At 68.2% G+C, this 25905-nt stretch carries 24 protein-coding genes; 5 read left to right on the plus strand and 19 right to left on the minus strand.

All coding sequences use genetic code 11. From position 1 onward, the window contains the following. The 5 genes from selB to J0J01_RS15400 all read right to left on the minus strand — a co-directional run bounded on the left by selB (position 1) and on the right by J0J01_RS15400 (position 6452). Positions 1-1923 carry a selenocysteine-specific translation elongation factor gene (selB, locus tag J0J01_RS15380; RefSeq protein ID WP_296382037.1) on the minus strand — a complete coding sequence of 641 codons (1923 nt, stop codon included), beginning with the start codon at positions 1921-1923 and terminating at the stop codon, positions 1-3. Next, entirely contained in the window at positions 1920-3350 is a 1431-nt protein-coding gene (selA, locus tag J0J01_RS15385) for an L-seryl-tRNA(Sec) selenium transferase (protein WP_296382039.1), read from the minus strand. Before selA ends, selB begins: the two co-directional genes overlap by 4 nt. Positions 3351-3701: 351 nt before the next feature. Then, positions 3702-4949, minus strand: coding sequence for a hypothetical protein (locus J0J01_RS15390; protein ID WP_296382041.1), 1248 nt, complete (start codon positions 4947-4949; stop codon positions 3702-3704). Positions 4950-5055: 106 nt separating this feature from the next. After that, positions 5056-5556: a heme-binding protein gene (locus J0J01_RS15395; RefSeq protein WP_296382042.1), complete on the minus strand. Its 501-nt coding sequence runs from the start codon at positions 5554-5556 to the stop codon at positions 5056-5058. A gap of 98 nt (positions 5557-5654) precedes the next feature. Beyond that, a complete protein-coding gene (locus J0J01_RS15400; protein WP_296382043.1) occupies positions 5655-6452 on the minus strand; it encodes a 5-oxoprolinase subunit PxpA in 798 nt (265 codons plus the stop codon). Positions 6453-6490: 38 nt separating this feature from the next. On the opposite strand from J0J01_RS15400, the gene pxpB reads away from it, so the two are divergent. Both pxpB and J0J01_RS15410 read left to right on the plus strand, forming a co-directional pair. Beyond that, positions 6491-7246, plus strand: coding sequence for a 5-oxoprolinase subunit PxpB (gene pxpB / locus J0J01_RS15405; RefSeq protein WP_296382045.1), 756 nt, complete (start codon positions 6491-6493; stop codon positions 7244-7246). Beyond that, positions 7243-8283, plus strand: coding sequence for a biotin-dependent carboxyltransferase family protein (locus tag J0J01_RS15410; protein WP_296382047.1), 1041 nt, complete (start codon positions 7243-7245; stop codon positions 8281-8283). Before pxpB ends, J0J01_RS15410 begins: the two co-directional genes overlap by 4 nt. Here J0J01_RS15410 and J0J01_RS15415 read toward each other — a convergent pair. Next, a complete protein-coding gene (locus J0J01_RS15415; RefSeq protein WP_296382049.1) occupies positions 8280-8450 on the minus strand; it encodes a hypothetical protein in 171 nt (56 codons plus the stop codon). The two genes, J0J01_RS15410 and J0J01_RS15415, sit on opposite strands and share 4 nt — an antisense overlap. A 147-nt stretch (positions 8451-8597) precedes the next feature. Further along, entirely contained in the window at positions 8598-9014 is a 417-nt protein-coding gene (locus J0J01_RS15420; protein WP_296382050.1) for a DoxX family protein, read from the minus strand. 89 nt (positions 9015-9103) lie between these two features. Here J0J01_RS15420 and J0J01_RS15425 point away from each other — a divergent pair, with 89 nt between their 5' ends. Continuing rightward, positions 9104-10654, plus strand: coding sequence for a carboxyl transferase domain-containing protein (locus J0J01_RS15425; RefSeq protein ID WP_296382052.1), 1551 nt, complete (start codon positions 9104-9106; stop codon positions 10652-10654). Here J0J01_RS15425 and J0J01_RS15430 read toward each other — a convergent pair. Both J0J01_RS15430 and J0J01_RS15435 read right to left on the minus strand, forming a co-directional pair. Then, complete coding sequence (locus tag J0J01_RS15430) at positions 10651-11994, minus strand: hypothetical protein (protein ID WP_296382054.1); 1344 nt, start codon at positions 11992-11994, stop codon at positions 10651-10653. The genes J0J01_RS15425 and J0J01_RS15430 overlap by 4 nt on opposite strands. A gap of 4 nt (positions 11995-11998) precedes the next feature. Beyond that, complete coding sequence (locus tag J0J01_RS15435) at positions 11999-13348, minus strand: hypothetical protein (protein ID WP_296382056.1); 1350 nt, start codon at positions 13346-13348, stop codon at positions 11999-12001. A gap of 90 nt (positions 13349-13438) precedes the next feature. Here J0J01_RS15435 and J0J01_RS15440 point away from each other — a divergent pair, with 90 nt between their 5' ends. Continuing rightward, on the plus strand, positions 13439-14260 hold the full coding sequence (locus tag J0J01_RS15440) for a class I SAM-dependent methyltransferase (RefSeq protein ID WP_296382057.1): 822 nt from the start codon (positions 13439-13441) through the stop codon (positions 14258-14260). Here J0J01_RS15440 and denD read toward each other — a convergent pair. Beyond that, positions 14257-15258: a D-erythronate dehydrogenase gene (denD, locus tag J0J01_RS15445; protein WP_296382059.1), complete on the minus strand. Its 1002-nt coding sequence runs from the start codon at positions 15256-15258 to the stop codon at positions 14257-14259. The genes J0J01_RS15440 and denD overlap by 4 nt on opposite strands. A 74-nt stretch (positions 15259-15332) precedes the next feature. Here denD and J0J01_RS15450 point away from each other — a divergent pair, with 74 nt between their 5' ends. Continuing rightward, positions 15333-16010, plus strand: coding sequence for an endonuclease/exonuclease/phosphatase family protein (locus J0J01_RS15450; RefSeq protein WP_296382061.1), 678 nt, complete (start codon positions 15333-15335; stop codon positions 16008-16010). Positions 16011-16143: 133 nt separating this feature from the next. Here the strand turns inward: J0J01_RS15450 and J0J01_RS15455 are convergent, their stop codons facing one another. From J0J01_RS15455 to J0J01_RS15495, 9 genes are all read right to left on the minus strand, one after another. Continuing rightward, positions 16144-17514 (minus strand): phospholipase D-like domain-containing protein, encoded by a 1371-nt coding sequence (locus tag J0J01_RS15455; protein WP_296382063.1) that lies wholly within the window; start codon positions 17512-17514, stop codon positions 16144-16146. Between the two features lie 35 nt (positions 17515-17549). Beyond that, positions 17550-18875, minus strand: coding sequence for an aspartate aminotransferase family protein (locus tag J0J01_RS15460; RefSeq protein ID WP_296382065.1), 1326 nt, complete (start codon positions 18873-18875; stop codon positions 17550-17552). Positions 18876-18985: 110 nt separating this feature from the next. Beyond that, positions 18986-19444 carry a TraY domain-containing protein gene (locus J0J01_RS15465; RefSeq protein WP_296382067.1) on the minus strand — a complete coding sequence of 153 codons (459 nt, stop codon included), beginning with the start codon at positions 19442-19444 and terminating at the stop codon, positions 18986-18988. 53 nt (positions 19445-19497) lie between these two features. Continuing rightward, positions 19498-20193, minus strand: coding sequence for an ABC transporter ATP-binding protein (locus J0J01_RS15470; protein ID WP_296382330.1), 696 nt, complete (start codon positions 20191-20193; stop codon positions 19498-19500). Between the two features lie 14 nt (positions 20194-20207). Then, positions 20208-20957 carry an ABC transporter ATP-binding protein gene (locus J0J01_RS15475; RefSeq protein WP_296382070.1) on the minus strand — a complete coding sequence of 250 codons (750 nt, stop codon included), beginning with the start codon at positions 20955-20957 and terminating at the stop codon, positions 20208-20210. Further along, positions 20954-22276 carry a branched-chain amino acid ABC transporter permease gene (locus J0J01_RS15480; RefSeq protein ID WP_296382072.1) on the minus strand — a complete coding sequence of 441 codons (1323 nt, stop codon included), beginning with the start codon at positions 22274-22276 and terminating at the stop codon, positions 20954-20956. Before J0J01_RS15480 ends, J0J01_RS15475 begins: the two co-directional genes overlap by 4 nt. After that, the gene (locus J0J01_RS15485; RefSeq protein WP_296382073.1) at positions 22273-23220 is read right to left on the minus strand and encodes a branched-chain amino acid ABC transporter permease; all 948 of its coding nucleotides are present in this window, start codon (positions 23218-23220) and stop codon (positions 22273-22275) included. Before J0J01_RS15485 ends, J0J01_RS15480 begins: the two co-directional genes overlap by 4 nt. A 172-nt stretch (positions 23221-23392) precedes the next feature. Beyond that, positions 23393-24634, minus strand: a complete 1242-nt coding sequence (locus J0J01_RS15490; RefSeq protein ID WP_296382075.1) for a branched-chain amino acid ABC transporter substrate-binding protein — start codon at positions 24632-24634, stop codon at positions 23393-23395. Between the two features lie 273 nt (positions 24635-24907). Next, positions 24908-25903 carry an MDR family oxidoreductase gene (locus tag J0J01_RS15495; protein WP_296382077.1) on the minus strand — a complete coding sequence of 332 codons (996 nt, stop codon included), beginning with the start codon at positions 25901-25903 and terminating at the stop codon, positions 24908-24910. Positions 25904-25905: the final 2 nt, after the last annotated feature.

The raw sequence follows: 25905 nt of genomic DNA on the forward strand, positions 1-25905 counted from the left end.
TCAACCGGGAGCCGCGCCAGCCGGCTCCGCTGACGGCGCCGGCCCGTACTGGCCGAGCTTCTGAGGCACCGTCCGCCGCAAGTCGCCGCGGCGGACGGTAATGCCGTGCCGATCGAAGAATTCGAGGATCAGGATCGCGAGCTTGCGGCCGTTGTCGAGCTCGTCGCGGAACTGCGCCGCGGTGAAGTCGTTGCCGAGGCAGTGGGCGATGCCGATCATCTCGGCCACCACCGGCCGCAGGAAGAACTGGTCCGGCGCCACCTCGACCACGCGGCCGATCTTGGCGAGCTGGCGCAGCAGCTTGCGTACGTTCGGCTCAGGCGTCGCGTAGATTTGCGCGAAATCGCGCACGCGCGGCGGCTTGAAGCGGTCGCGCGTGAGATCGCCCGCGATCTTCTTCCACAGCACCTCGTCCTTGGCGCCGAGCCGGAGCGAATGGCCGGGCAGGCGCACCAGAGCACCGTCGATGGCGACGTGCTTGGCCGCGACCTCCTGCTCCAGCAGCGCAGCGAACACCGGCGGCGGCCAGCGCTTCTTCAGGGTGACGCGCAGCCGCTCCGGCGGCAGGCCGAGCGAATCCGGACTGCCTTCGTGGAAGGCCTTCAGCGTGTCGGCGATGTCGGTGCGCGCCGTCGCCAGCGTGTCGGCGAGCAAGCCGAAAGCGCCTACCTTGGTACCGTCCGCCTCGGCGAGCAGGCGCTCGACCTCGGCCGCCTGGAGATTGCGCGCGATGCCGAAGCGCTCGGTATCGACGAATCCCGTCTCCTCGCGCAGCAGTGCCGGCAGCACGGCGTCGTTGGGCCGGCCGAGCGCGCGCAGCTCGCCCAGCCGGCGCGGCGTGCGGCGGTTGCGCGGCGGGCCGAACGGATCGACCACGGCGGCGCCCGCGATGGTGCGGGTGGCCGAGGGATCGCGCAGGATCACGCGGTCACCGGCCAGCACGCCGACCTTCTCCTCGAGCACCAGTTGCGCCAGGGCGCTGTCACCCGGCCGCGTCATCTCGCCCTCGAGCAGCGCGACGCGGCCCATGACGTGCGCCGCGCCGAGATGGACGTGCACGGGGCTCCAGTGCTTGAGCGGCTGCGGCTCGGACGTTAGCAGCTTCAATTGGACATCGACCCGGTCGGTCGGCGCATGCAGTGCGGGGCTCACCACCCAGTCGCCGCGCTTCACCGCCTCCTTGGAAAGCTTGGCGCCGCTGAGATTGAGGGCGCAGCGCTCGCCGGCATGGCCGACCTCGGCGGCGCGGTTCTGGGCGTGCAGCGAGCGCACCCTCGCCTCCAGGCCCGACGGCGTCAGCAGCAGGTGATCGCCGACCTTGATCTCACCGGCATGCACCGTGCCGGTGACGACCACGCCGGCGCCCGACAGCAGGAAGCAGCGATCGACCGCCAGCCGCGCATGGCCGGTCGTGCCCTTGCCGCTCTCGCCCAGCGCCAGCAGCTTGGCTTTGAGCTCGTCGACGCCCTGGCCGGTGATCGCCGACACCGGGACGATCTCCGCACCCTTGAGCGAGGTCGCGGACAGCAGCGTCTCGACCTCGGCCATGCGTTCCAGCAGCTCGTCGTCGTTGACGAGATCCGACTTGGTGAGCGCGACGATGCCGCGATCGAGGCCGAGCAGGTCCATGATCTGCAGATGCTCGACGGTCTGCGGCTTGATGCCTTCCGCCGCCGACACCACCAGCAGCGCCGCATCGATGCCGGTCGCGCCGGCCAGCATGTTGTGCACGAAGCGCTCGTGGCCCGGCACGTCGACGAAGCCGAGCTGGCGGCCGTCGCCCAGGTCGGAATAGGCGTAGCCGAGATCGATGGTGATGCCGCGCGCCTTCTCCTCCTTGAGGCGGTCGGCATCGACGCCGGTCAGCGCCTTCACCAGCGCCGTCTTGCCGTGGTCGATGTGGCCTGCGGTGCCGACGATCATGCCCCCCCTCCCTGGCCCTCCCCCTCGAGGGGGAGGAGGGTAAGGGTGGAGGTCAACTGCGCGGCGAAGGCCGCCTCGTCGTCGAGGGTGCGCAGGTCGAACAGCAGGGTCTCGTCCTGGATGCGGCCGATCACCGGGATCGGCAGACGGCGGAACGCCTCGGCGAGCTTGTCGAGGCCCCCACCCTTCCCTTGGGCCTTCACCGACAGCGCGAAGGACGGCAGCAGGTCGACCGGCAGCGCGCCCGAGCCGATCTGGCCACGCACCGGCTTGATGCCGGCCTGCCAGCCCGCGCCCAGCGCCTGCACCAGCGCCGGCAGCAGGCGCTCGGCCTGGGCATGGATCTCGGTCGCGGGCCGCGCGAGCGTACGGATCGTCGGCACCCGCTGCACCAGCTTCTCGGGATCGGCGTAGAGCCGCAGCGTCGCCTCGAGCGCGGCCAGCCGCACCTTGTCGAGCCGCAGCGCGCGCTTCAGCGGGTTCTTGGCGATGCGCTCGATAAAGCTCTTCTTGCCGACCACGAGGCCCGCCTGCGGGCCGCCCAGGAGCTTGTCGCCGGAGAAGGTGACGACGTCGATGCCGGCATCGATCGCCTCGCGCGCCGTCGGCTCGTGTGGCAGGCCCCAGATCTCGAGATCGACCAGGGTGCCGCTGCCGAGGTCCTCGATCACCGGCAGGCCCTTCTCTCGGGCAAGCGGCACCAGCTCGGCGGCGGTGACCGACTTGGTGAAGCCCTGCACGGCGTAGTTCGAGGGATGCACCTTCATGATCGCGGCGGTGTCCGGGCCGATCGCCGCGGCGTAGTCCCGGAGATGGGTGCGGTTGGTCGTGCCGACCTCGACCAGCCGGCAGCCGGCGCGGGCCATGATGTCGGGGATGCGGAAGGCACCGCCGATCTCGATCAATTCGCCGCGCGAGACGATGACCTCGCGGCCGGCCGCCAGGGCGCTCAGCGCGATCAGCACGGCGCCGGCGTTGTTGTTCACCGCAGTTGCCGCCTCCGCGCCGGTCAGGCGGCAGAGCCAGGGCGCGATGTGATCGTCGCGCTCGCCGCGGCCGGCGCCTTCGAGGTCGTATTCCAGGGTCGCCGGCGAGCGCATGGCGGTGACCGCCGCCTCGATCGCCTCCTCCGCCATCAGCGCGCGGCCGAGGTTGGTGTGCAGCACGGTGCCGGTGAGGTTGAACACCCGGCGCAGGGTCGGGTTCGCGAGCCCGGCCAGCCGCCCCTCGCACCAACTGGCGCAGGCGTCGGGATCGGCGACATCGGGTTGGCCGCGCCTGACCTCGGCCCAGGCGCGCAGGGCCTCGACGACGAGCGGCCGGCCGACGCGCCGGATCAGCGCCGCCAGAGCCGGCCAATTGGCCATGCGATCGATCGATGGTGGGCGGGAAGCGGAGGCGCTTTCAGCGCGGTCGGCACGCGACACGGTTCTTGTCCTTGGGGCGGGGCGGTTGGCGCCGGATCCCCCCGATCCGGCGCCGCCCAGAATGGCTCAGCCTGCCCGTTCTTTCAAACGGACACCAAACTCCCCCGAAACGCTACAGGCCGAAACCGGGCATCGCGACAGCGGTACCGATACGCACCAGGACCAGGATTGCCGAGCAGGACACGCCCATCAGCACGGCGAAACGCACGTTCTTCATGTTGCACCCTCGTCTCTTCCACTTCCGCCCGGCTCCCCAGCCGGACCCACGAACGAGGTTATAGGCGCCTCAACCGTGTCGGTCGCGATACGTTTTTGTATTAATTGTATGGGCGCTGTGGATGCGGAAAACTGCTATTTCGCCTTTAAATCCCATGCTTTAGCGAGATCGTCGGCGACCACGCGAGCCATGATTCGGTAGCCCTTACTGTCGCCCTTTGTGTCGCGGATGAAATGAATGTCGTCGGCGTAGATCGTCTCGGGGACGTCCTTGAGGATGTCGCCGAGATCGAAAACCTGCATCCCGCGGTCGCGCAACGTGAGCATGCCGTCGACGATGCGGCGATAGAGCACCGGGTCGGTCATGTTGGCGCCAGCCGCGCGCTTCTCCTCCTCGGTGAGCGTCTTGCCCCAGCTCGGCACCGGCTGCAGGAAGTAGGCCGACTTCACGTTATTGTCCTTGGCCACCGCCTCGATCGCGCGCGTGTACTTCTGGTAGAGCACGAGCTGTGTCTGGAACACCTTGTCGCCGTTGCCCTTGACGTCGCTGGGCAGCGCGAAGATCGAGGTCAGCGTCGTCTTCTTGTTCTTGTCGGCCTTGAAGACGTCCTTGCCCTTGGCCATCGCCTCGATGCCGCGCACGATCATGTAGACGGCATGGCTGCGGCCGAGGATCGGCATCTGCGCCATCGAGCCCGCGACGCGCCCCATCACCCAGCCGATCGCGGCGTCGCCGAAATTCTCGTCGGCGACGAACGGGTTCACATCGGCGAAGTTGCTGAGCGGCCGCTCCAGCCGCTCCTCGGTGTAGGAGCGGAACATGTAGTGCTCGTTGTAGCCGTCGAGGGTCATCACCGCGTCGACCGAGCTCGCATACATCGAGAACAGGATGAAGGATTGCGGCTCCTTCCACGCGCCGTCGCCGCCGTTCAGCACCAGGAACGGCTTGCCGGTGGGGCTGACGAAGCGCCTGTTCAGCTCCTCCTCGAGATAGCGCGGCGCCGGCGCCGGCCAGTTCTGCGCGAGCTGTGAGGAGACCGAGCCGCCGACCACCAGCACGGTGTAGACGTCGTCACGCTTGATGGTCGGGAAGTCGGTGTTCAGCAGGCCGATATTGTTGACGTTGGGCAGGCCGCACGGCGGGTTGCCGTGATGCACGAAGGCGACGTAGGGGTGCGGATAGAGCGTGTCGACATAGCGGCAGGACGTGCCCTTGGTGAGATCGCGCACGTAGGTGTTCTGGCTGCGCTGGAACAGCTCCTCGGCCGAGACGTACCGCCCCTCCTCGATGTAGAGCCAGGCGATCGCCAACAATTCGATCGCGGCGAGCGCGATCACGATCCCGATCAGGGTCGAGATCCAGCCGAAGATGCGTTGTTTCATCGTCCCTGCGCGTCCCTTGCACCTGCTCCGCCCGACCCTCGCGGGGCGGGCGGACTATAGCGGCGATGCGGCAGGCGACAAGGCGTCGGACGGACCCCGCGACGCGCTATTTGGCGGCGTTGGCGCCGGCCATGGCGACTTCGGCGTCCTGGTTGGCCATGACGCCCGACGCCCCGATTCCGCCGATGATCTTGCCGTCGACCACGATCGGGACGCCGCCCTCGAGCGGTGTGGCGTCCTTGACCGCGAGCAGGCGCAGGTTGGCACCGCCCTGGGCGATCGCATCCTGCAGCGCCTTGGTCGGGCGCTTGAAGTTGTTCGCGGTCGTCGCCTTGCCGATGGCAATCGCGACGCTGGCATTCTGCGTGTTGTCGAGCTTCGAGAAGGCGACGAGATGGCCGCCGGTGTCGACGATGGCGATCGCCACCGGCCAGTTGTTCTTCTTGGCCTCTGCTTCAGCGGCAGCCAACGCCTTCTTGGCGGCTTCGAAGCCGATGCTCATGCCGTAGGGTGGTGGCGGCGGCGCGGCCGGCGTGGTCTGGGCTCCGACACCAATCGGCGCCAGCAACAAGGCAGCGCCCAGCGCCGCAATCATCATACTCCTCATGTGTTTCTCTCCCTGCCGCCCATCCTGGCTCGGGCGTGCGGTCAGTATGCGGGAGAGGAAGCCGGCCAGCAGGACAACCGGCGGTCACATCTCGGTGTTCAGTGTGCGAGGCTCGGCAGCTCGGTCAACGGCACGATCTTGATACCGGCCGTCTCCAGGCCCTCCCGCACCGCCTTCGACACCGCGACCGCAGTCGGGCCGTCGCCGTGCACGCAGATCGAATCGACTCGGCAGGGAATGCGCTTACCCGAGGTCGAGTAGATCGCCTGCTCCTCGACCATGCGCCGCACGCCGGCCACCGCCTGCGCCGGGTCCTTGATCATCGAGTTCGCTTCCTTGCGCGGCGTCAGCATGCCGGTGTCGGTGTAGGTGCGGTCGGCGAAGACCTCCTCCGCCGCGCGCAGGCCGTACTTGCGCGCCGCCTTGCCCTGCTCGGTATTGGCCTGGCAGAGGAAGATCAGGTCGCGGTCGACGGCCTTGGTCGCGCGCGCGATCGCCTCCGACATCTCGGCGCTGTCGGCCGACATGTTGGCCATCATGCCGTGCGGCTTCATGTGCGTGACCTTGGCGCCATGCATCGCCGCGATCGCCTGCAGCGCGCCGATCTGGTAGGCGATGTTGGCCTCGAGCTCTTTGATCGTGAGGTTGATCACGCGGCGGCCGAAGCCCTGCAGGTCGGCGAAGCCGGGATGGGCACCGATCGAGACGCCGTTGTCCTTGCACAGCCTGACCGTGTCCATCATCACCACCGGGTCGCTGGCGTGGAAGCCGCAGGCCACGTTGGCCGAGCGCACGATCTTCAGCACCTCGGCGTCGTTGCCCATCACCCACGGGCCGAAGCTCTCGCCGAGATCGGAGTTGATGTTGACCATTCCAACGTTGGTGCCAGCGGCCATGGAAGACTCCTTGGATCGATGCCGTTATCCTATCAGACGTGAGCGTACGGTACCTCTCCTGCGGCGACACCGCCTTCTCCGTCGAATTCGGCAACGAAATCTCGCCCCAGATCAACGGCCAGGTGATGGCGCTGCATGCCGCCATCGGCCAGGCCCGGGCGGCCGGCGGCCTCGGCGGGCTGGTCGAAACCGTGCCCAGCATGCGGGCGCTGATGGTCACCTACGACCCGCTCGCCACCACGCGCGCCGAGCTGCAGCCGCAGATCGACGCCCTGATCGCCCGCGGGTTGGCGACCGACGCCGTCGGCCGGAAGGTGCGGATCCCGTGCTGCTATGACGGCGAGGAGTTCGCCCCCGACCTGGCCGAGGTCGCCGAGCGCACCAGGAAGACACCCGAGCAGGTGATCGCCGCCCACCTCGCCTCGCCCTTCAAGGTCTACGTGCTGGGCTTCATGCCCGGCCTCGCCTACATCGCCGGCCTCGATCCGACGCTCTACCTGCCGCGCCGCGCCCAGCCGCGCGTGCGCCTGCCGCGCTCGACCGTCGCCATCGCGATGGACATGACGACCATCTATCCCTTCGAGAGTCCCGGCGGCTGGCACCTGATCGGCCGCACGCCGCTCTGGATGTTCGACCAGCGCCGCGAGCAGCCGGTGTTTCTGGCGCCGGGCGATTTGCTCACCTTCGAGCGCATCGACCGGGCGCAGTACGACGCGATCGCGCAGAAGGTCGAAGCCGGCACGCTGGACTGGTCGCTGTTTTACAGCGACTGGTCGGAGCTGATCGAGCCATGAGCGCGCTGAAGGTGGTCCGCCCCGGCCTGTTCGACACGGTGCAGGACCTCGGCCGCATCGGCTACATGGCGCTCGGCATGCCGACCGCGGGCGCGATGGACCGTGTCGGCCTCGCGCTCGCCAATGCATTGGCCGGCAATCCGGCGAACACCGCCGGACTCGAGATCGGTGTCATGGGGCCTGACCTGCTGGTCGAGGCCGAGTCGGTGCGCATCGCGCTCACAGGGCCCTTGTCGCCGGCGCTGATCGAAGGCGATTCGCCGCCCAAGCCGCTGGAGTCCGACCGCTCGCATCTGCTGAAGCGCGGCCAGATCCTGCGGGTCGGCATGGTCGAGGGCTCGAGCACCGCCTATCTCGCGGTTGCCGGCGGCTTCACGATCGCGCCGTTCATGGGCAGCCTGTCGACCTATGCCCGTGCCGGCATCGGCGGCTTCGAGGGCCGCAAGCTCGCCGCGGACGACGTGCTGCCGCTCAAGCTCGACAGCGCGCCGGCGGGCGATGAGCGCAAGCTCGCCGGGCCGTTCGACTATGGCAGCGGTCCGATCCGGGTGATCTGGGGGCCGCAGGACGACTATTTCAGCGAGGCTGGGCGGCAGACGTTCGTGACGTCGGAGTACACGGTCTCCAAGGAAGCTGACCGCATGGGCATCCGCTTCGAGGGCCCGACCATCGAGCACTCAAAGGGCGCCGACATCATCTCCGACGGCATCGGTCCGGGTGCCATCCAGGTGCCGGGCGCGGGCCTGCCGATCGTGCTGCTGGGTGACCGCCAGACGGTCGGTGGCTATTCCAAAATAGCGACCGTGGCCTCGGTCGACCTGCCGCGGCTGGGGCGCCTGCTGCCGGGCCGCACGGTGCGCTTCGCGGCGGTCAGCGTCGCGGACGCCGAGAGCCTGCGCCGCGAGCAGGACGCGCGGGTACAGCGTGCCATCGCCGGCTTCCAGGTCGCACGCCCGGCGGGCGGCATCGACCTTGCCCGGCTCTACGAAGAGAACCTGATCGACGGAATCGTCTACGAGCGCGAGGCGGTCACCTAGTCGCTGACCGGATCGCTCACCCGCAGTGTCGTCGACGGCGTTACAGCGATCTCGGCGGCGCTGTAGCTGATCTTCGGCCCGCCCCAGGCCAGTCCATAGAACTGCCAGGCGGCCACGATCGCCAAGACGACCAGGATGGGAATGGAGATATCGAATTTACCGTTCATTGGGAACCACGCAGGTACTGGCGCAGTGATAACGCCCGACCCGGTGGAAAGACCCATCAAACACGCATCGGCGAGATCACCGATACAACTTTCCAAGAATCTCGATACGCCTACGACGCATCTATTGCGTCGCGATTCGATCCCGCCCTAGCGCGATGCGGACTTCTCCTGGTCTTCGCGCGTACCCATGGCGTCGAACGACAGCCGGCCGGGGCCGCTGACGTAAAGCGACAGCAGGCCGCCGGCGATGGCGGCGTTCTTGAGGAAGTGGAACACCTGCGCGCGGTCGGCGAAGTTGGCGTGGAACAGCAGTGCAGTAACGACGCAGAAGCCGGCCAGCACCAGGCAGATGAACCGCGTGCGGTAGCCCGCGATGATCAGGACGGCGCCCGCCAGCTCGACGAAGATCGCGATCGGCAGCAGGCCACCGATCACGCCATGGCGCGTCAGGAAGATCGCCGTCTCGTCGTAGCCCTGCACCTGGCCGATGCCCGACCACAGGAAAAGGCTGCCCATAAGAAAGCGCGCTACGAGCAGGACGCTGCTCTCGCCGGTTTCGTCCATCGGTCGTCTCCCCGCCTCGGACCGGTTCCAGTATAGCCGATGCGGCCGGGCCTTGGTACGAACGAAGCTGTCCGAGGGAGTGAAACAAGATGAGCTGGCAACCGGAACTCGACGAGCTGCGCCGCCGCCAGGAAATGACCCAGCAGATGGGCGGCACCGACAAGGTGAAGCGCCAGCACGATGGCGGCCGCCTCACCGTGCGCGAGCGCATCGAGCGGCTGGTCGATACAGGCACCTTCCGCGAGGTCGGCAGCATCGCCGGCAAGGCCGACTACGACGGCAACAACGACCTGGTCCAGCTGACCCCGGCCAACGCCGTGATGGGGCGCGCCCGGATCGACGGCCGGCATGTCGCGGTGACCGGGGACGACTTCACCGTGCGCGGTGGCTCGGCCGATGCCACGATCAAGGAGAAGGACCTCTTCATCGAGCGCTACGCCAACCAGTTCCGCGTGCCCTTGATCCGCATGATCGAGGGCTCGGGCGGGGGAGGATCGGTCAAGACCATCGAGACCACCGGCCGCGCCAACGTGCCGGGGGTGCGCGGCTGGGAGATGGTGGTCAACAACATGGGTACCGTGCCGGTGGTCGGGCTGGGGCTGGGCTCGGTCGCGGGATTGGGCGCGGCGCGGCTCGCCGCCACGCACTACTCGGTGATGGTGAAGGAGATCTCGGCGATGTTCGTCGCCGGCCCGCCGGTGGTGAATCGCCTGAGCCCCAGGCAATTCGACAAGCAGGAGCTGGGTGGCTGGGAGATCCAGCTTCGTGCCGGCGCGATCGACGAGGCGGCCGACAGCGAGGACGAGGCCTTCGCCTTCGCCCGCCGGTTCCTCTCCTACATGCCGTCGTCGGTCTACGACCTGCCGGCGCGCGGGCCGATCACCGACTCGCCCGACCGCCGCGAGGAATCGCTGTTCGACGCCATCCCGCGCGACACCCGCAAGGTCTATCGCATCCGGCCGATCATCGAGAAGGTCGTCGACCAGGGCAGCTTCTTCGAGATGGGCAGGCTCTACGGCCGCTCGGTGGTCACCGGGCTGGCGCGCGTCGACGGCTGGCCGATCGCGGTGATGGCGAGCGATCCGATGTTCTACGGCGGCGGCTGGACGGCCGATGCCTGCCAGAAGGTCGAGCGCTTCGTCGATACGGCGCAGACCTTCCACCTGCCGGTCGTCTATTTCTGCGACTGTCCGGGCTTCCTGATCGGGCTCGAAGCCGAGAAGAGCGGCGTCATCCGCCAAGGCGTGCGGGCGATGTCGGCGATGTTCCAGACCACGGTGCCGTGGTGCAGCTTCATCATCCGCAACGCCTTCGGCGTCGCCGGCGCGGCTCACCAGAACGGCGGGCGGCTGAACTGGCGCTATGCCTGGCCGTCAGGCCGCTGGGGCTCGCTGCCGCTCGAAGGCGGCATCGAAGCCGCCTATCGCGCCGATCTCGACGCCGCGTCCGATCGCAAGGCCAAGATGGACGAGATCGAGGACCGGCTGAACAAGCTGCGCTCGCCGTTCCGCAGCGCCGAGACCTTCTGGATCGAGGAGATCATCGACCCGCGCGATACCCGCAAGATCCTGTGCGAGTTCGTGGAGGTTGCCGCCCCGGTGCGCGGCATGGGTCCGAGCACGCACTGGATGCGACCCTAGGGCCAGCGATAGCCCTCGAGCCGGGGGACCGTGCCGCACAGGGGATCGAACGGCATGTTGCTGGTGTAGTCGTTGGCCAGCACCACCACGCCCTGCTCCGGCGCGCCGCGCAGCAGCACGCTCAGCGCCGGGTAGGTCCATTCCTGGGCGAACAGGCGGTAGGGCCATTGCTTGAGCGGCAGCGCATCGGCCGCCACGACGCCGGTGCGGCCGGTCACCACGCCGCGGAACCAACCGAGATAGTCGGTCCACATCCGCGTCATCCAGAGGTCGGGCACCGCGCCGCCCAGCACCAGCAGGAACATCGCCGTCACCAGCCGCCGCGCCACCGCGGGCTGGCGCATCGTGGCGAACAGCACCGGCCCGGGCTTCGGCCAGGCTACATAGAGCCACGAGGCGAGCATCAGGGCGAGCAGAAGGCCGCCCGCCGCGGTGCGCGCGACGTAGTGCGACGGCGGGAACAGATAGGCCGCGGGCCGGACCTCGCGCAGCCACGGGCTCACCGCGAGCAGGGCGGCGGCAAACGCCGCCACGACGAGCGGCCCGCGGCCCGCGAGCCAGGCCGGGAAGACCAGCGCCGCGAGCGCCATCGCTGCCACGGCGAACAGCGGGATGACGAACTGCAGGTTCTGCCAGAAGTCGAAGGCGGCGGCGCGCACCCGCACGAAATGGTCGTGATGCCAGTACTGCATCACCGTGCAGAGCGCGACCAGCGCGGCGCCCACGAAGGCGAGTGCGGCCACTGCGGTCAGCATGCGGCCGAGCGGCTCGTGCTGGCCGCGCAGCGACCACAGCACGACCGCGGCGGTCGCTGGGCCGAGATAGATCATCGCCTCGTAGGAGGCGATGCCGACCAGGCCGAGCGCCAGCATCAGCGCGCCGTCGCGCCAGCGGGGCTCGCGCGGTGTCAGGGCGATCGCGACGGTGGCGGTGACCAAAGCGTAGGTGGTGAGGTGCTCGCCGACAGCGAAGAAGCAGGTCGGCAGGTGGACCATCGCGACCACGGCGACGATCGCGGCCAGCAGCACGCCGTGCCGGCGCACCCGGCTGAGCGCCAGGTGATAGAGCGCGGCCGGGACCACGAACAGCATCGCCGAGAACGCCATCGCCAGGACATGGACGTCGCGCACGCCGGCCCGGGCCAGCAGCAGCACCGGCGTCTCGTTCAGCCAGGCGACGTGGGCGCGCGCCGGATAGAAGTCGTGATAGGTGCCGGTCTCCAGCATGTTGGCAAGGAACGACGCGCCGTCCCAGAACAGGCCGCGGCAGACCCACGCGCCCACCGCCACCTGCGCCCACAGCAGCAGGACGGTGCCCCGATAGGCGGCGGTGGCCAGCATCGCCTCAGTCGCGCCAGTAGAAGCGGCCCATGTTCGGCAGCTCCGTCGGCGGGAACGGCACCCACTCGGTGAAGTCCCGCGGCGGCGCCAGCACGCCGTCGGTCGACTTGCCGCGCACCAGCAGGCTCTGACTGGTCAGCACCCAGTTCTCGACCAGCAGCGAATGCGGCCGGCTGCCGATCGGTGTGTCCTCGACCGCAATGACGCCGCTCCGGGTGCGGACGCTGTTGCGCATGGCGTCGAGATAGCCGACCCAGCTCTGGGTCAGGAAGAGGTCGGCCGGGAGGCCGGCGAGCAGCATGACGAAGGCGAAGGTGAGGAAGCGGCCGCCCACCGCCGGCAGCGAGAGCGCCGCCATCGTTCGCAGCCGGCTGGCCGAGGGCGAGCGGTAGGCCATGATCAGCACGATCATGGTGGCGATGATCAGGCCGCTGACGGTGCGCGCGACGTACTGCGACTTGGCGAGCGGCCGCACCAGCCCGTCGCTCAGCACGAGCAGGGGCGACAGCGCCAGCAGCACCAGGAAGATGCCGGCGCAGAGGTAAGGCAGCCAGCGCTTGAGGTCCTGCGGGCGGACCAGCGCCCAGCAGACCACGATGACCGCCGCGCCCAGCACCAGGTCGAACTGGATGTTCTGCCAGAAGTCGACGGCCATCACCCAGGTCTCCTCGAGATGGTCGGCGGAATGCGGGTGCACGACGGAATTGATGGCGACCATCATGGCCATGATCATGAACACCGCGGAGACCAGGTGCAGCATGGTCGGCAGCCAGGGCCGGGTGCCCGACCGCCAGACCTTCCACAGCGTGATGCTGGCGAGCAGCGGCCCGAGATAGATCATGGTCTCGTAGGTGCGGATCGCCATCAGCGACAGCAGCAGCAGGGCGACGCTGTCGCCAAGGGACAGCCGCTCGGCGGTGGCCAGCCGCACGGCGATCAGGAGGACCACGGCGTAGAGCGTGTTGTACTCGCCGACGATGAAGAAGGACGTGGTCATGAAGACGATGGCGATGGCAGCGATCACCACCGCCAGCAGCACCGCGTCGTCCTTCGCCCGGTGCAGCGCCAGGGTGTAGAAGATGGTCGGGAGCGCGAACAGGCCGAGCGACAGCAGGCGGGCCAGCAGGTGCAGGTCGGTGACGCCCAGCGTGACCGCGGTCATCACCGGGATCTGGCCCAGCACCATGGCGTACAGCCGGGGCATGTAGAAGTCGAAGAAGGCCTCCTGGCGCACGATGTGCACCAGGAAATTCGCACCGTCGACGAAGAGGCCGCGGGATGTCCAGCTATGCCAGAGAGCGAGCGCCCAGATGATCGCGACGGTCGCCCGATATGCCGTTATCCTGGAGATCATGCCGCCCCACCGGGCTCTACAGGACCAGCCGGAGCGAGGCAAGTAGGGAGGCCTTGCAGCGTCAATACGGCGCTGTTAGCAAGCGCGGCAATGCTGACTTGGGAAAAAATCGACGCCGTCGACGGCTGGTACGGCTTCCACTCATATGCCCTGTGGCGCGGCCTGCTCGACTTCCAGAAGGCCCAGGGGATACGCGGCGACCTGTTCGAGATCGGCGTGTGGCGCGGCCGCTCGGCGGCGGTGCTCGCCTCCTACCAGGAGGAGGGCGAGACCCTTTACCTGTGCGACCTCAAGGTCGACGACGCGGCGATCCGTACCGCCTTCGAGAGCGTCGGCGCGGCCGGCCGCAAGCTCGTGGCGATCTCGGCCCCGTCGAGCCAGCTGCCCGGCCGGCTCGACCTGCGCGCCCTGCACCAGAGCGTGCGCTGGATGCATATCGACGGCGAGCACACCGGCTCGGCGGTCTACAGCGAGCTCGAGCTTGCCCATCAGCTGGCGCGGCCGGACGGGCTGGTGGTGATCGACGACTTCTTCTCGCCGCGCTACCCGGCCAACACCACCGAGGCGGTGCGGTACCTCGAGAAGAACCCGTTCCACTTCCGCCTGTTCGCCGTCAGCTTCAACAAGGGCTACTTCTGCCGGCCAGAGAGTCTGGCGAAGTACATGGACTTCGCCGCGGGCAACCTGAGCGAGGCGCTGCTGGGCTACGGCTGCAAGACCACGCTGTTCAAGACCACCGGCGCCTTCGACACCGACGCGATCGGCATCACCGGCTTCGTCGACGAGGCCGGCAGGATCGCCGGGCCCGACAACGACCCGCACTATTGGAACATGCTGCGCCAGCAGCCGGTGCGCTCGCTCAGGGCGCGCCTGCGCAACGCCTGGCGCGAGCTGCGCCGCCGCCAGGGCTAGGCGGCTTTCGCGATCTTCATCTGCTCGTCGAGGTCGTCGGCGATGAAGTTGCGCACGACCTCGTCGAGATCCTTGTCGATCTCGAAGCCGAGCCGGCGGGCGCGCGCCGAATCGATGCCCTGGGGCCAGCCGTCGCAGATCTTCTGGATCGCGGGGTCGTGCTGCCACGTCACCTTGCCGACCTTGCGGTTGCCGGCGTGCTTGCCGACCGCCTGCTCGAGCTCCTTGGCGGTCACCTTGATGCCGTTCAGCAGCAGCGTGCGGCCGGGCCCGAAGGCGTCGGCCGGCAGGTCGTGCAGCCGGACGAAGGCATCGACCGTCTTGCGCGGGCTCAAGACCACCATGATGGTCTGCGGCGTCACCGGGCAGACCACGTCGACGCCGGTCAGCGGCTCGCGCACCACCGAGCTCGCCCAGGTCGACGCCGCCTTGTTGGGCAGGCCGGTGCGCACGCAGATCGTCGGCAGCCTAACGGCGGTGCCGCGCAAAAAGCCCTTGCGGGTGTAGTCGCGGATCAGGAACTCGCCGATCGACTTCTGCGCGCCGTAGGAGGTCTGCGGCGTCAGCGGCGTGTCGTCGGTGACGTCCGGCGGCAGGTCGCCGCCATAGGCCGCCAGCGACGAGGTGAACACCACGCGCGGGTTGGTGCCGAGCTCGCGGCAGGCCTCGAGCACGTTGCGCGTGCCGTCGAGATTGACCCGGTAGCCGAGGTCGAAGTCGGCCTCGGCGCCGGCGCTGACCACTGCGGCGAAATGGAACACCGTCGAGGCGCCCTGCACGATCGACTGCACGGTGGCGCGATTGGCGATGTCGCCGGCCATCGCTTTGACCCGCGGGTCGTCGAGGCCGAGGCCGCTCGCCACGCCGACATCGAACAGCAGCAGCTCGCTCACCTTCTGCGGCTTGCCGTCGGCGTCGGCCAGCGTAGCTTCCTGCAGGATGCGCCGCGCCAGTTTCTTGCCAAGGAAGCCCGCGCCCCCGGTGATCACCACCTTCATGTGCTTTTCCGTCCCATGTCCCGATTGGTCCGGAGTGTGCACAGAACCGCCGTGACAGTCTATGTTGGGTACGGATGCGGGTGATCAGCTGGAACCTGCTGCGGCTCGAGGGCGCCGCGGTCGACGACGTGGCGGCGCTGCTCGAGCGGGAGCGGCCCGATGTCCTGCTCATGCAGGAAGTGACGCAGCACATGGACGTGCTGCTGCACCGGGTCCCTGGCCACTACCATCGCCTGCCCTGGCCCGGCCGCATCCATGGCCTGGCGGTGTGGAGCCGCCACAACTTCGCCACGCCGCACATCCTGCCGCTGCCCGCCTCGCCGCTGCCCGGCAGGCTGCCGCAGCGGCGCAGCCAGATCGTGCAGGTGGGCGACATCACCTTCGCCAACGTCCATCTCAGCCACGGCCAGCTGCTGAACCGCCGCCAGTTGATGCGCGTCGCGGGAGCCCTGCGCGGCAGGCCGTCGGCGATCATCGGCGACTACAACGCGGTCGGCCCCAGCCTGATCCCGGGCTTTGCCGATGTCGGCCCGCGCGAGGCCACGCACTTCGGCGGCGACGTCGTGCCCTTTCGTCTCGACCGCTGCCTCGCCCATGGCCTGGCCTGCAGCTTCGCCGGCACGCTGGAGTTCGGGCCGTCGGACCACAAGCCGATCGTGCTCGACCTGCAGATCGCCGAGGCGCGGGTCCGCCGCCATCCGCTGCAGCGCGCCCGCCGCCGCCTGGTCAAGATCCGCGCCGCCTTCCGCTAGAATCCGGCGGCGTCCGGCCCGAGTCCGCGCCGGCGGCCGGACACATCCGATGCCCATTCCATAAGGGTTTTTCGGCAAGAATCCGGAATCCGCGCCACCCCCTGATATCAATGATATCAATGATATCAGTTGCTTAGAGATACGGTTGCAGCAGGCGGGCGGCGTTGTTGCGCAGCCGGAATGGGAGCGGATCGCCGTCGATCTCGGCCTTGGTCAGTGGGCGTCCCTTCGGGACGGCCTCCATCAGGCTGCGCGCGAAAGCCTCGTTCTGGATCTCGACATTGAGCTCGAAGTTCAGCCGGAAGCTGCGGGTGTCCCAGTTGGCGCTGCCGATCAGCGACCAAGCATCGTCGATGGTCATCAGCTTGGAATGGTCGAATGGCCCCGGCATCAGCCAGACATTGCAGCCGGCCTCGCACAGGTTGCGCAGCGGCACCCGCCGCGCCCAGTCGAGCACGATATGGTTGGACCGCTCCGGCACGATGATGTCGACCGTGACGCCGCGCATGGCGGCCAGGCCGAGCGCCGTCGTCAGCATGTCGGGCGGCAGGAAATACGGCGTCACCACCCGCACCGAGCGGCGGGCGCAGGAGATGGCGTGCAGGATCGCGAACTCGATCTGCTCGAGATCCTCGTCCGGGCCCGAGGGGATGACGCGCGCGATGGCATCGCCGCAGGGCGCGAGCTCGGGGAACCACGCCTCGTCCAGCAGCTTCTCGCCAGTCTCGTAGAGCCAGTCGTCGGCGAAGGCCTCGGTAAGCTGCTCGACCACCGGGCCTTCCAGCCGGAAGTGGGTGTCGCGCACCGGATGCGGCGCCTGCAGCGCCAGCACGTTCTCGCGGCCGATATTGATGCCGCCGGTGAAGGCGATGCGGCCGTCGACCACCAGCAGCTTGCGATGGTTGCGCAGGTTGAGGAACGGCGTCTTCCACGGCACGTAGGAATGCAGGAACCGGTCGACCGGCACCCCCGCCTCGAGCAGCCGCTCATAGGTGGCCGACCGGAAGTAGCCGCCGCCGATGCCGTCGATCAGCACCCGCACGGCCACGCCGCGGCGATGGGCGCGGATCAACGCCTCGATGAACGGCATTCCCGCCTCGTCGTCGCGGAAGATGTAGCTCGCGATCCCGACGCTCTTCTCCGCGGCGTCGATCGCCGCCAGCATGGCGGGATAGGCGCTGTCGCCGTTGCGCAGCGGGCTGACCTTGTTGCCCGTTTCGGCCGACAGGCCGGTCAGCCGGCCGATCGCGTATTCCAGCGGCGTCAGCGGCCCGGCCTCAGGCGCGTCGGGCGCCACCTCGTCGACCAGGAACATGTGGCTGCGCTCGCGCCGCAGCCGCCGCGCGCGCCGCTTCACGCGGTTGACGCCGAAGGCGTAGTACAGCGCGCCGCCGACGAACGGCGACAGCCAGGCGATCCCCATCCAGGAGATCGAGGTGCCGATGTTGCGCTTGTTCAGGAGGACGTGAACCGTCACGCCCAGCGCGATGGCGACGTGCGCCACCGCGGCCAGCTCGCCCCAGAACCAGGCGAGATCGCTCAGGCGACCGCCTTGATCGCCTTGCCGGTGATCTCGATGATCTCGTCGATCTGGTTCTTCTCGATGACCAGCGGCGGCGACATGGCGAGCGCGTCGCCCGACTGGCGCATCATCAGGCCGAGGTCAAAGGCCTTCACGAACGCCTTGTAGCCGCGCGTGCCGACTGCGCCCTCGGGCGCGAGGTCGATGCCGCAGGCCATGCCGAGGTTGCGGATGTCGGTGACGTTGGGCAGGCCCTTCAGCGAGTGTACGCCCTGCTCCCAGTACGGCGACAGCTCGGCCGAGCGCTGGAACAGCGCCTCGTCGCGGTAGATGTCGAGCACGGCAGAGGCCGCGGCGCAGGCCAGCGGATGAGCCGAGTAGGTGTAGCCGTGGAACAGGTCGACGGCGTTCTCCGGACCGGTCATCAGGCCGTCGAACACATGCTTGCGCACGAACACGCCGCCCATCGGCACGGTGGCGTTGGAGATACCCTTGGCGACGGTCATCAGGTCGGGGATGACGCCGAACTTCTCGGCCGCGAAGCTGGCGCCGAGGCGGCCGAAGCCGGTGATGACCTCGTCGAAGATCAGCAGGATGCCGTGCTTGTCGCAGATCTCGCGCAGCCGCTTCAGGTAACCCCTGGGCGGCGGCAGGAAGCCCGTCGAGCCGGCGCAGGGCTCGACGATGACGGCAGCGATGTTCGACGCGTCATGCAGGCCGACGATGCCCTCGAGCGCATCGGCGAGATGGGCGCCGTGCTCGGGTTCGCCCTTGGCGAAGGCGTTCTGCGGCAGATGGGTATGCGGCAGGTGGTCGACGCCCGGCAGCATCGCGCCGAACCACTTGCGATTGTTGACCATGCCGCCGACCGAGATGCCGCCGAAGCCGACGCCGTGATAGCCGCGCTCGCGGCCGATGAAGCGGGTCCGCGTGCCCTGCCCGGCGGCGCGGTGATAGGCGAGCGCGATCTTGAGCGCGCTGTCGACCGCCTCCGAGCCCGAGTTGCAATAGAAGGCGTGGTTGAGGTCGCCCGGCAGCATCGCGGCGTGGCGCGCCGCCAGCTCGAACGACTTCGGATGGCCCATCTGGAACGAGGGCGCGTAGTCCATCTCGTCGAGCTGGGCGACGATCGCCGCCTTGATCTCCTCGCGGCCGTGGCCGGCGTTGACGCACCACAGGCCGGCGGTGCCGTCGATGATCTGCCGGCCTTCCGGCGTCCAGTAGTGCACGCCCTTGGCCCGTGCGAGCAGCCGCGGGTTCGCCTTGAACTGCCGGTTCGCCGTGAACGGCATCAGGAAGGCGTCCATGTTGTTGGCGACGGGCGCGGATTTCGGCGGGGTCATGAGCGGTCCATGGTTCGAATGACGGGCCGTCATCCCGAGCGAAGCGAGGGATCCTTCCAGTTGCCGAAAGATCCCTCGCTCCGCTCGGGATGACATTCAGGCAATTCCTATCACTTGTTCAGGCCGGCGACCACGCGGTCGCCTATCTCTCCTTTGAGGTTTTCTGGGCCCCACTCCCGGACCGCAAAACCGGCAGGCCTATGCCTTTCCAGGCGGGCGATGATACGCCAATCGCTTACCCGGTAGCGCCACGGCCCCGCATAAGGACCGGTCAAGGCCTTTCCGAATTGGGTTGGGTTTTCCGAGCGTCCCCAATCTCTCCAACTCGCGCTGGGCACGCGAGTCGAATTCAAATCTTCCAAGCGGACATTCCGCCGCCGCGCTACCTCTCCGATAGGCACCCGCTTCGCGGGCCGACGAAGACGACGCAACGCCACCTCGGCGTCCTCGATGTCATCGAGATGATCCTGAATCGCCCTTCGGGCGTGGAATTCCTTGGTGCGACCGGTGCGGCGAGCCAAGCGTTCGAGACGCTTTTCGACGGCAGGGGTCAGGCGAACGGCGAGCATTCCCTCAATACATCACTTGTCCGCCTCGGCGACCACGCCGGACCACGACGCGGTCAGACCTCGAGCCACTCCTTGCGCACGCTGGCGGCAGCGGCGAGATCAGCCGGCGTGCCCTCGAACACGATCCGGCCGTGGCCCATGACGTAGAGGCGGCGCGAGATCTTGAGCGCGATGGTGAGCTTCTGCTCGACCAGCAGGATCGAGATGCCGCGGCGGGCGATCTCGTCGAGCAGGCGGGCGACCTGCTCGACCAGCTTGGGCGCCAGCCCCTCGGTCGGCTCGTCGATGATCACGAGATCGGGATCGCCCATCAGGGTGCGGCACATGGTGAGCATCTGCTGCTCGCCGCCCGACAGCACGCCCGCGGCATTGTCCTTGCGCTCGTCGAGGTTGGGGAACAGCGCGAACATGTCGTCGAAGCTCCAGCGGCCGAACTTGCCGGCGCGCTTCAGCCCGAGCTCGAGGTTCTGCCGCACCGTGAGCCCGGGAAAGATCTGGCGATCCTCCGGCACATAGCCCAGCCCGGCATGGGCGATCTGGTCGGGCCGCAGCCCAATGATCGGCTGGCCCTTGAAGCGCACCGCGCCGACCGGCTGGACCAGCCCCATGATCGCCTTGCAGGTGGTCGAACGACCGACGCCGTTGCGGCCCAGCAGGCTCACGATCTCGCCCTGCCCGATCGCGAGGTCGACGCCCTGCAGGATGTGGCTCTTGCCGTAGAAGGCGTGCAGGCCCCTCACCTCAAGCATCTTGGCCTCGAGCATCAGGCGGCCTCGCTGCCGAGATAGGCTTCCTGGACCGCCGGATTGGCGCGGATCTCGGCCGGCGGGCCGGAGGCGATGACCTCACCATAGACCAGCACGGTGATGATGTCGGCGAGGCCGAACACCACGCTCATGTCGTGCTCGACCATCAGCAGGGTCTTGCCTTCCGACACGGCGCGGATCAGCCGCACCGCCTGCTCGGTCTCGCTGTGGCTCATGCCCGAGGTCGGCTCGTCGAGCAGGATGATGTCGGCGCCGCCGGCCACGGTGATGCCGATCTCGAGCGCCCGCTGCTCGGCGTAGGACAAGAGCCCCGCCGGCACGTTGCGGCGGTCCTGCAGGCCGAGCCGCTCCAGCATCCGGTCGGCCTCCTCGTTCAGCGCCCGCTCAGCCCCCAGCAGGTTCCAGAACGAGTAGCGGTAGCCGCGCGCCCACAGGAGCCCGCAGCGGATGTTCTCGAACACCGACAGCCGCGGGAAGATCGAGGTGATCTGGAAGCTGCGCGACAGGCCGAGCCGGTTGATCTGGTGCGGCGGCAGCCCGTCGATCGCCTGGCCGTTGATCTCGATGGTGCCCGAGGTGACCGGAAAGCGCCCGCTGATCAGGTTGAACAGCGTCGTCTTGCCGGCGCCGTTGGGGCCGATCATGGCATGGCGCTCGCCGCGCGGGATGGCGAGGTCGACGCCGCGGATGATCTTGGTGCGGCCGAAGCTCTTCTCGACGCCGCGGAGCGCGATCGCGTTGCTCATACCGGCAAGCCCCGCGCCTTGGCTTCTTCGATCAGCGCGTCCCAACGCACCCGGAAGACACGCGCCTCGCGGCGCAGCCACAGCCCGCCGCCGATCAGCATCACCGCGCCGGTCGCCCACGGCAGCGCGCTGTGCGGGTCGATCGCCTGGCCGCCGATCGCCAGCGACTTGTTCTGCGCCGCGCCGATCGTGGTGAGCTGCGCCAGCTCGACCAGGGTGACGAAGCCCAGCACGCTCAAGAGGCCGGGCGGCAGGATGCGGGCATAGGGCACGACCAGCTCGCCGAGCCGGCCGATGCGCGCGATCGGCTCGTGGCGCGCGACAATGCCCATGATCCCGCCGGGCGCGAACATCACCATGACGATGAACAGCCCGCCGACATAGAGCAGCCAGGCATTGCTGATCAGGCTGACGCCGCTCTGCAGCAGCACGACCACGACGGTGCCGAGGAACGGCCCGAGGAAGCTGCCGGCGCCGCCGATATAGGTCGCCAGCAACGCCGTCGCCGACTTGGCGGCGGCGACGGTGTCGAAGGTGACGATCTCGTAGACCAGCACGTAGAGCGCGCCGCCGATGCCGGCGAAGAAGCCTGACAGGGTGAACTGGTAGAAGCGGATCATGCGCGGGTCGTAGCCGACGAACTGGGTGCGCTCGAAGTTGTCGCGCTGGGCATTGGCCATGCGGCCGAGCGGCGTCTGGGTCTGCAGCCGCATCAGCACGGTCGCGATCGCGACCCACGCCACGATCAGGCAATAGACCTGCCACGACGAGCTGTAGTCGACGCCGACCAGGCTGGTGCCGACCATGCGGTCGGTGGGAATGCCGCCCTCGCCGCCGAAGAAGCCCATGAACATCAGGGCGCAGGCGGCGACCAGCTCGCCCAGGCCCATGGTGATCATGGCGAAGGCTGTCGCGCGCTGCTTGGTGACGACGTAGCCGAACGCCGCGCCGAACACGAGCCCGCCCAGGCCGCCGACCAGCGGCACCAGCTCGACCGGCAGCCACAGCGTGCCGGCCTTGACCGCGTTGAGCGCGTGCGCGGTGCAGTAGCCGCCCAGGCCGAACAGGATGGCGTGGCCGAACGACAGCAGCCCGGTCTGCCCCATCAGCATGTTGAAAGAGAGCGCAAAGACCGACATCAGGCCGATCTCGCTCAGCATGGTCAGCACGAAGCCTGAATGGCGGCCCTTGGTCCAATCGAAGAACAGCCACGGCAGCAACAGCGCGATCGCGATCGCCGCGAGCCACGGCCAGTGGCGGCGCAGCAGCCCCGGCGCGCGTACCGTAGCGATCGGCGTCGAGGTGGTTTCGGCGCTCATGTGTCGCGCGTCCCCATCAGGCCGCGCGGCTTGAACACCAGGATCAGCACCAGCAGCAGGAACGGCAGCAGCGCGCCGATGCGCGGCAGCGGCACGGTCAGCACCTCGTGGAACGGCGTCGCCGAGGTGACCGTGACGCCGAACTGCTTCAACAGGTCGGCCGGCGAATAGTCGAGCACCACGGCGAAGGTCTGGATCAGGCCCATCAGCAGCGAGGCGATGAAGCAGCCGGTCAGCGAGCCCAGCCCGCCGAACACCACGACCACGAACACGATCGGCCCCATGGTGAAGGCCATGGCGGGCTCGGTGACCTGGTAGTTGCCGCCGATCACGCCGGCCAGCCCAGCAAGCGCGGTGCCGGCGGCGAAGACGATGGTGAACACGCGCGGCACGTTGTGGCCGAGCGCGCCCACCATGTCGGGATGGGTGAGCGCCGCCTGGATCACCAGGCCGATGCGGGTGCGCGTCAGCCCGAGCCAGATCGCGCCGAACATCAAGAGCGAGATCAGCAGCATGAAGGCCCGGTAGGCCGGGAAGTGCGTGCCGTAGATGCTGAACAGCGGGAAGTCGAGGCCGGCCGGCACCCGATAGGGCACCGGCAGCAGGCCCCAGGTCATCTGCACCACCTTCTCGATGATCAGCGCCAGGCCGAAGGTGAAGAGCAGCTCGGCGATGTGGCCGTTGCGATGCACGCGGCGCAGCCCGTACATCTCGATCGCCGCGCCGAGCAGCCCGCACAGCAGCGGCGCGATCACCAGCGCCGGCCAGAAGCCGATATGCTGGCTGAGGGTGAAGGCGAAGTACGCGCCCAGCATGTAGGCGCTGGCATGGGCGAAGTTCAGCACGCCCATCATGCTGAGGATGAGCGTCAGCCCGCTCGCCAGCATGAACAGCAGCATGCCGTAGACCAGCCCGTTGAGCAGCGAGACGAGGAAGACTTCCATCGGGCTAGCCTCCTACTCCGTCGTCCCGAGCGAAGCGGCGCGTAGCGCCGCGCAGTCGAGGGACCTCCTCTTCACAGAAAAGGTCCCTCCACTTCGCCTCGCTGAAGCCGCTTTCGCCGTCGGAGCGGCGAAACGGCGACTCGGCTCCGGTCGGGACGACGGGGGCACCGAACTAGCTCTTGGGCCGCTGCATCTTGCAGGTGGTGGGCTGCTCGATGTCCTTGGCCTGGACGGTGGCGGCGGTCGCCCAGCCGAGGCCGGTCTTCTCGGAATCGTACTTCACGCCCTTCTTGAAGATGCCGACGAAGTACGGGCCGATGATCTGGTGGTCGTCCTTGCGCATCCGGATCTCGAAGCCGAGGAAGTCCTTGATCTTCAGGTCCTCCAGCGCATACGCGACCTTGGTCGGATCGGCCGAGCCCGCCTTGTTGATGCCGGCGGCCAGGAACTCGAAGATGGTGCGGAAGCCCGCGGCGTAGAAGTCGAACGGGAACTTGGCCCGGAACTCCTTGGTCCAGGCTTCGGCCTCGGCGTTGCCGATCTCGGGCGCGATGTTCTCGTTGAACGCCTGGACCGAATAGACCTTGCCGTCGCCGCCCGGGCCGATCGCCACGGCGCCGCCGGCGAGATGGGCGTACATCGTGTAGTAGCGCAGGTCGACGCCGGCATCGATGCCCGCCTTGATCAGCAGGTTCATGTCGGGGCCCCAGTTGCCGGTAAGCAGCGCCTGCGCGCCCGACGCCTTGATCTTGGTGACGTAAGGCGCGAAGTCCTTGACCTTGCCGAGCGGGATCAGCTCGTCGCCGACCACCTGGACGTCGGGCCGGAGCTTCGCAAGGAAGGTCTTGACGTCGCGCTGGACCGACTGGCCGAACAGGTAGTCCTGGTTCAGCAGGTAGACCTTGGCGACGTCCTTGGGCAGCGCCTGCACCATCACCGCGGCCTTCTCGGCGGCGTGGGCGTCGAAGCGGTAGTGCCAGAAGCTGCACTGCTCGTTGGTGAGCTCGGTCGCGACCGCGCCGCAGTTAATGTAGATGATGCGGTTGTCGGGGTTGCGCGCGTTGTGCTTGTTGACGCCGTCGATCAGCGCGGCGGCGATGTTGGAGCCGCTGCACTGCATGATGAACGGCATGTTCTGGTCGGTCGCGCTCTTGAGCGCGATCAGCGCGTCGGACGGCTGGGACTTGTTGTCGAACGGCACCAGCTCGAACTTCTTGCCGAGCGCGCCGCCCTTCGAATTGATGTAGTCGAGGATGTAGTTCATCTGCTTGAGGTTGGCGTCGCCGACCTGCGCGAACGGACCCGACAGCGGGTCGGTGTAGGCGATCTTGATGGTGCCTTGGGCGAAGGCCGGACCGATCGACGCGGTCGCGAGCGCGGCGAGCGCCAGGCGCGCCAGAATGGTCTTGAGCATCGTTTCCTCCCGAGGAAGCGCTATTCGGAGTTTGCCGACGCAACGCTTACGGACGCGACGCTACGACACCGACGCTAACACCCGCGGTCGAGCAAGCCTAGCCCACGCTTTCCTCCCCATTCATACGGGGAGGAAAGCGTCACCACTTTCGCGCGAAGCGCGATAGTGGCCTATCCGCGACGGAGGGGGGCTTGGGCAGCAACACGACTGCGGCTCATGACCCCTCCGCGCGTAAGACGCGGGGCACCTCCCCATATGAATGGGGAGGAAAGCCTAGCGATTGACGTCGACGACCACCCGGCCGCGGATTTCGCCCTTCAAGATTCGCGGCGCGAGGCCCGCGAGGTCGCCCAGCCCCGCATCGCTGACCGTCGAATCGAGCTTGTCGAGCAGCAGATCCGAGCCGAGCCGCCGCCATGCCTCCTCGCGCGGCGCCTTGGGCAGCATCACCGAATCGATGCCGTACATCGACACGCCGCGCAGGATGAAGGGCAGGATCGAGCCGGGGAACGCCGGCCCGCCGGCCAGGCCGCAGACCGCCGCCGCGCCGCCGTACTTCACCTGGGCGAGCGCACGGGCCAGCATCACGCCGGATACGGTGTCGACGACGCCGGCATAGCGCTCCGACAGCAGCGGCCGGTCCGGCGCCTCGGTCAGCTCCCGGCGCTCGACGATCGTCGCCGCGCCCAGGGCCTTGAGATACTCGGCCTCCTGCGGTCGGCCGGTGGCGGCGACGACCTGATAGCCGAGCTTGGCCAGGATCGCGACGGCGACCGACCCGACGCCGCCGGCGGCGCCGGTCACCAGCACCTCGCCCGACGCGGGGCGCACGCCGTGCTTCTCCAGCGCCAGCACGCACAGCATCGAGGTGTAGCCCGCCGTGCCGATCGCCATAGCGCGCTTGGTCGAGATCGAGGCCGGCAGCTTGACCAGCCAGTCGCCCTTCACCCGCGCCTTGGTGGCGTAGCCGCCCCAGTGCAGCTCGCCGACCCGCCAGCCGTTCAGCACCACCTTGTCGCCGGGTTTGAAGCTTGCGTTGTCCGACGCCTCGACCGTGCCCGCGAGATCGATGCCGCCGACATGCGGCCAGGCCTTCACCAGCCCGCCGCCCGAGGTCAGCACCAGCCCGTCCTTGTAGTTCAGCGTCGAGTACTCGACCGCGACCGTGACGTCGCCGGCCGGCAGCCGGCTGTCGTCGAGCGTCTCGATCGCGCCGCTCACCTTGCGGTCGGCTTGCGTCAGCACCAGCGCGCGAAATGACATTCCCATCT

Source organism: Reyranella sp. (genome assembly GCF_017305915.1).
GTDB lineage: Bacteria > Pseudomonadota > Alphaproteobacteria > Reyranellales > Reyranellaceae > Reyranella.

Excerpts from the sequence above, each read along its gene's own strand:
- selB (WP_296382037.1), bottom strand. The coding sequence starts at position 1,923 with ATGATCGTCGGCACCGCAGGCCACATCGACCACGGCAAGACGGCGCTG.
- J0J01_RS15390 (WP_296382041.1), bottom strand. The coding sequence starts at position 4,949 with ATGAAACAACGCATCTTCGGCTGGATCTCGACCCTGATCGGGATCGTG.
- J0J01_RS15395 (WP_296382042.1), bottom strand. The coding sequence starts at position 5,556 with ATGAGGAGTATGATGATTGCGGCGCTGGGCGCTGCCTTGTTGCTGGCG.
- J0J01_RS15400 (WP_296382043.1), bottom strand. The coding sequence starts at position 6,452 with ATGGCCGCTGGCACCAACGTTGGAATGGTCAACATCAACTCCGATCTC.
- J0J01_RS15410 (WP_296382047.1), top strand. The coding sequence starts at position 7,243 with ATGAGCGCGCTGAAGGTGGTCCGCCCCGGCCTGTTCGACACGGTGCAG.
- J0J01_RS15415 (WP_296382049.1), bottom strand. The coding sequence starts at position 8,450 with ATGAACGGTAAATTCGATATCTCCATTCCCATCCTGGTCGTCTTGGCG.
- J0J01_RS15420 (WP_296382050.1), bottom strand. The coding sequence starts at position 9,014 with ATGGACGAAACCGGCGAGAGCAGCGTCCTGCTCGTAGCGCGCTTTCTT.
- J0J01_RS15425 (WP_296382052.1), top strand. The coding sequence starts at position 9,104 with ATGAGCTGGCAACCGGAACTCGACGAGCTGCGCCGCCGCCAGGAAATG.
- J0J01_RS15430 (WP_296382054.1), bottom strand. The coding sequence starts at position 11,994 with ATGCTGGCCACCGCCGCCTATCGGGGCACCGTCCTGCTGCTGTGGGCG.
- J0J01_RS15435 (WP_296382056.1), bottom strand. The coding sequence starts at position 13,348 with ATGATCTCCAGGATAACGGCATATCGGGCGACCGTCGCGATCATCTGG.
- J0J01_RS15440 (WP_296382057.1), top strand. The coding sequence starts at position 13,439 with ATGCTGACTTGGGAAAAAATCGACGCCGTCGACGGCTGGTACGGCTTC.
- denD (WP_296382059.1), bottom strand. The coding sequence starts at position 15,258 with ATGAAGGTGGTGATCACCGGGGGCGCGGGCTTCCTTGGCAAGAAACTG.
- J0J01_RS15450 (WP_296382061.1), top strand. The coding sequence starts at position 15,333 with ATGCGGGTGATCAGCTGGAACCTGCTGCGGCTCGAGGGCGCCGCGGTC.
- J0J01_RS15460 (WP_296382065.1), bottom strand. The coding sequence starts at position 18,875 with ATGACCCCGCCGAAATCCGCGCCCGTCGCCAACAACATGGACGCCTTC.
- J0J01_RS15465 (WP_296382067.1), bottom strand. The coding sequence starts at position 19,444 with ATGCTCGCCGTTCGCCTGACCCCTGCCGTCGAAAAGCGTCTCGAACGC.
- J0J01_RS15470 (WP_296382330.1), bottom strand. The coding sequence starts at position 20,193 with ATGCTTGAGGTGAGGGGCCTGCACGCCTTCTACGGCAAGAGCCACATC.
- J0J01_RS15475 (WP_296382070.1), bottom strand. The coding sequence starts at position 20,957 with ATGAGCAACGCGATCGCGCTCCGCGGCGTCGAGAAGAGCTTCGGCCGC.
- J0J01_RS15480 (WP_296382072.1), bottom strand. The coding sequence starts at position 22,276 with ATGAGCGCCGAAACCACCTCGACGCCGATCGCTACGGTACGCGCGCCG.
- J0J01_RS15485 (WP_296382073.1), bottom strand. The coding sequence starts at position 23,220 with ATGGAAGTCTTCCTCGTCTCGCTGCTCAACGGGCTGGTCTACGGCATG.
- J0J01_RS15490 (WP_296382075.1), bottom strand. The coding sequence starts at position 24,634 with ATGCTCAAGACCATTCTGGCGCGCCTGGCGCTCGCCGCGCTCGCGACC.
- J0J01_RS15495 (WP_296382077.1), bottom strand. The coding sequence starts at position 25,903 with ATGGGAATGTCATTTCGCGCGCTGGTGCTGACGCAAGCCGACCGCAAG.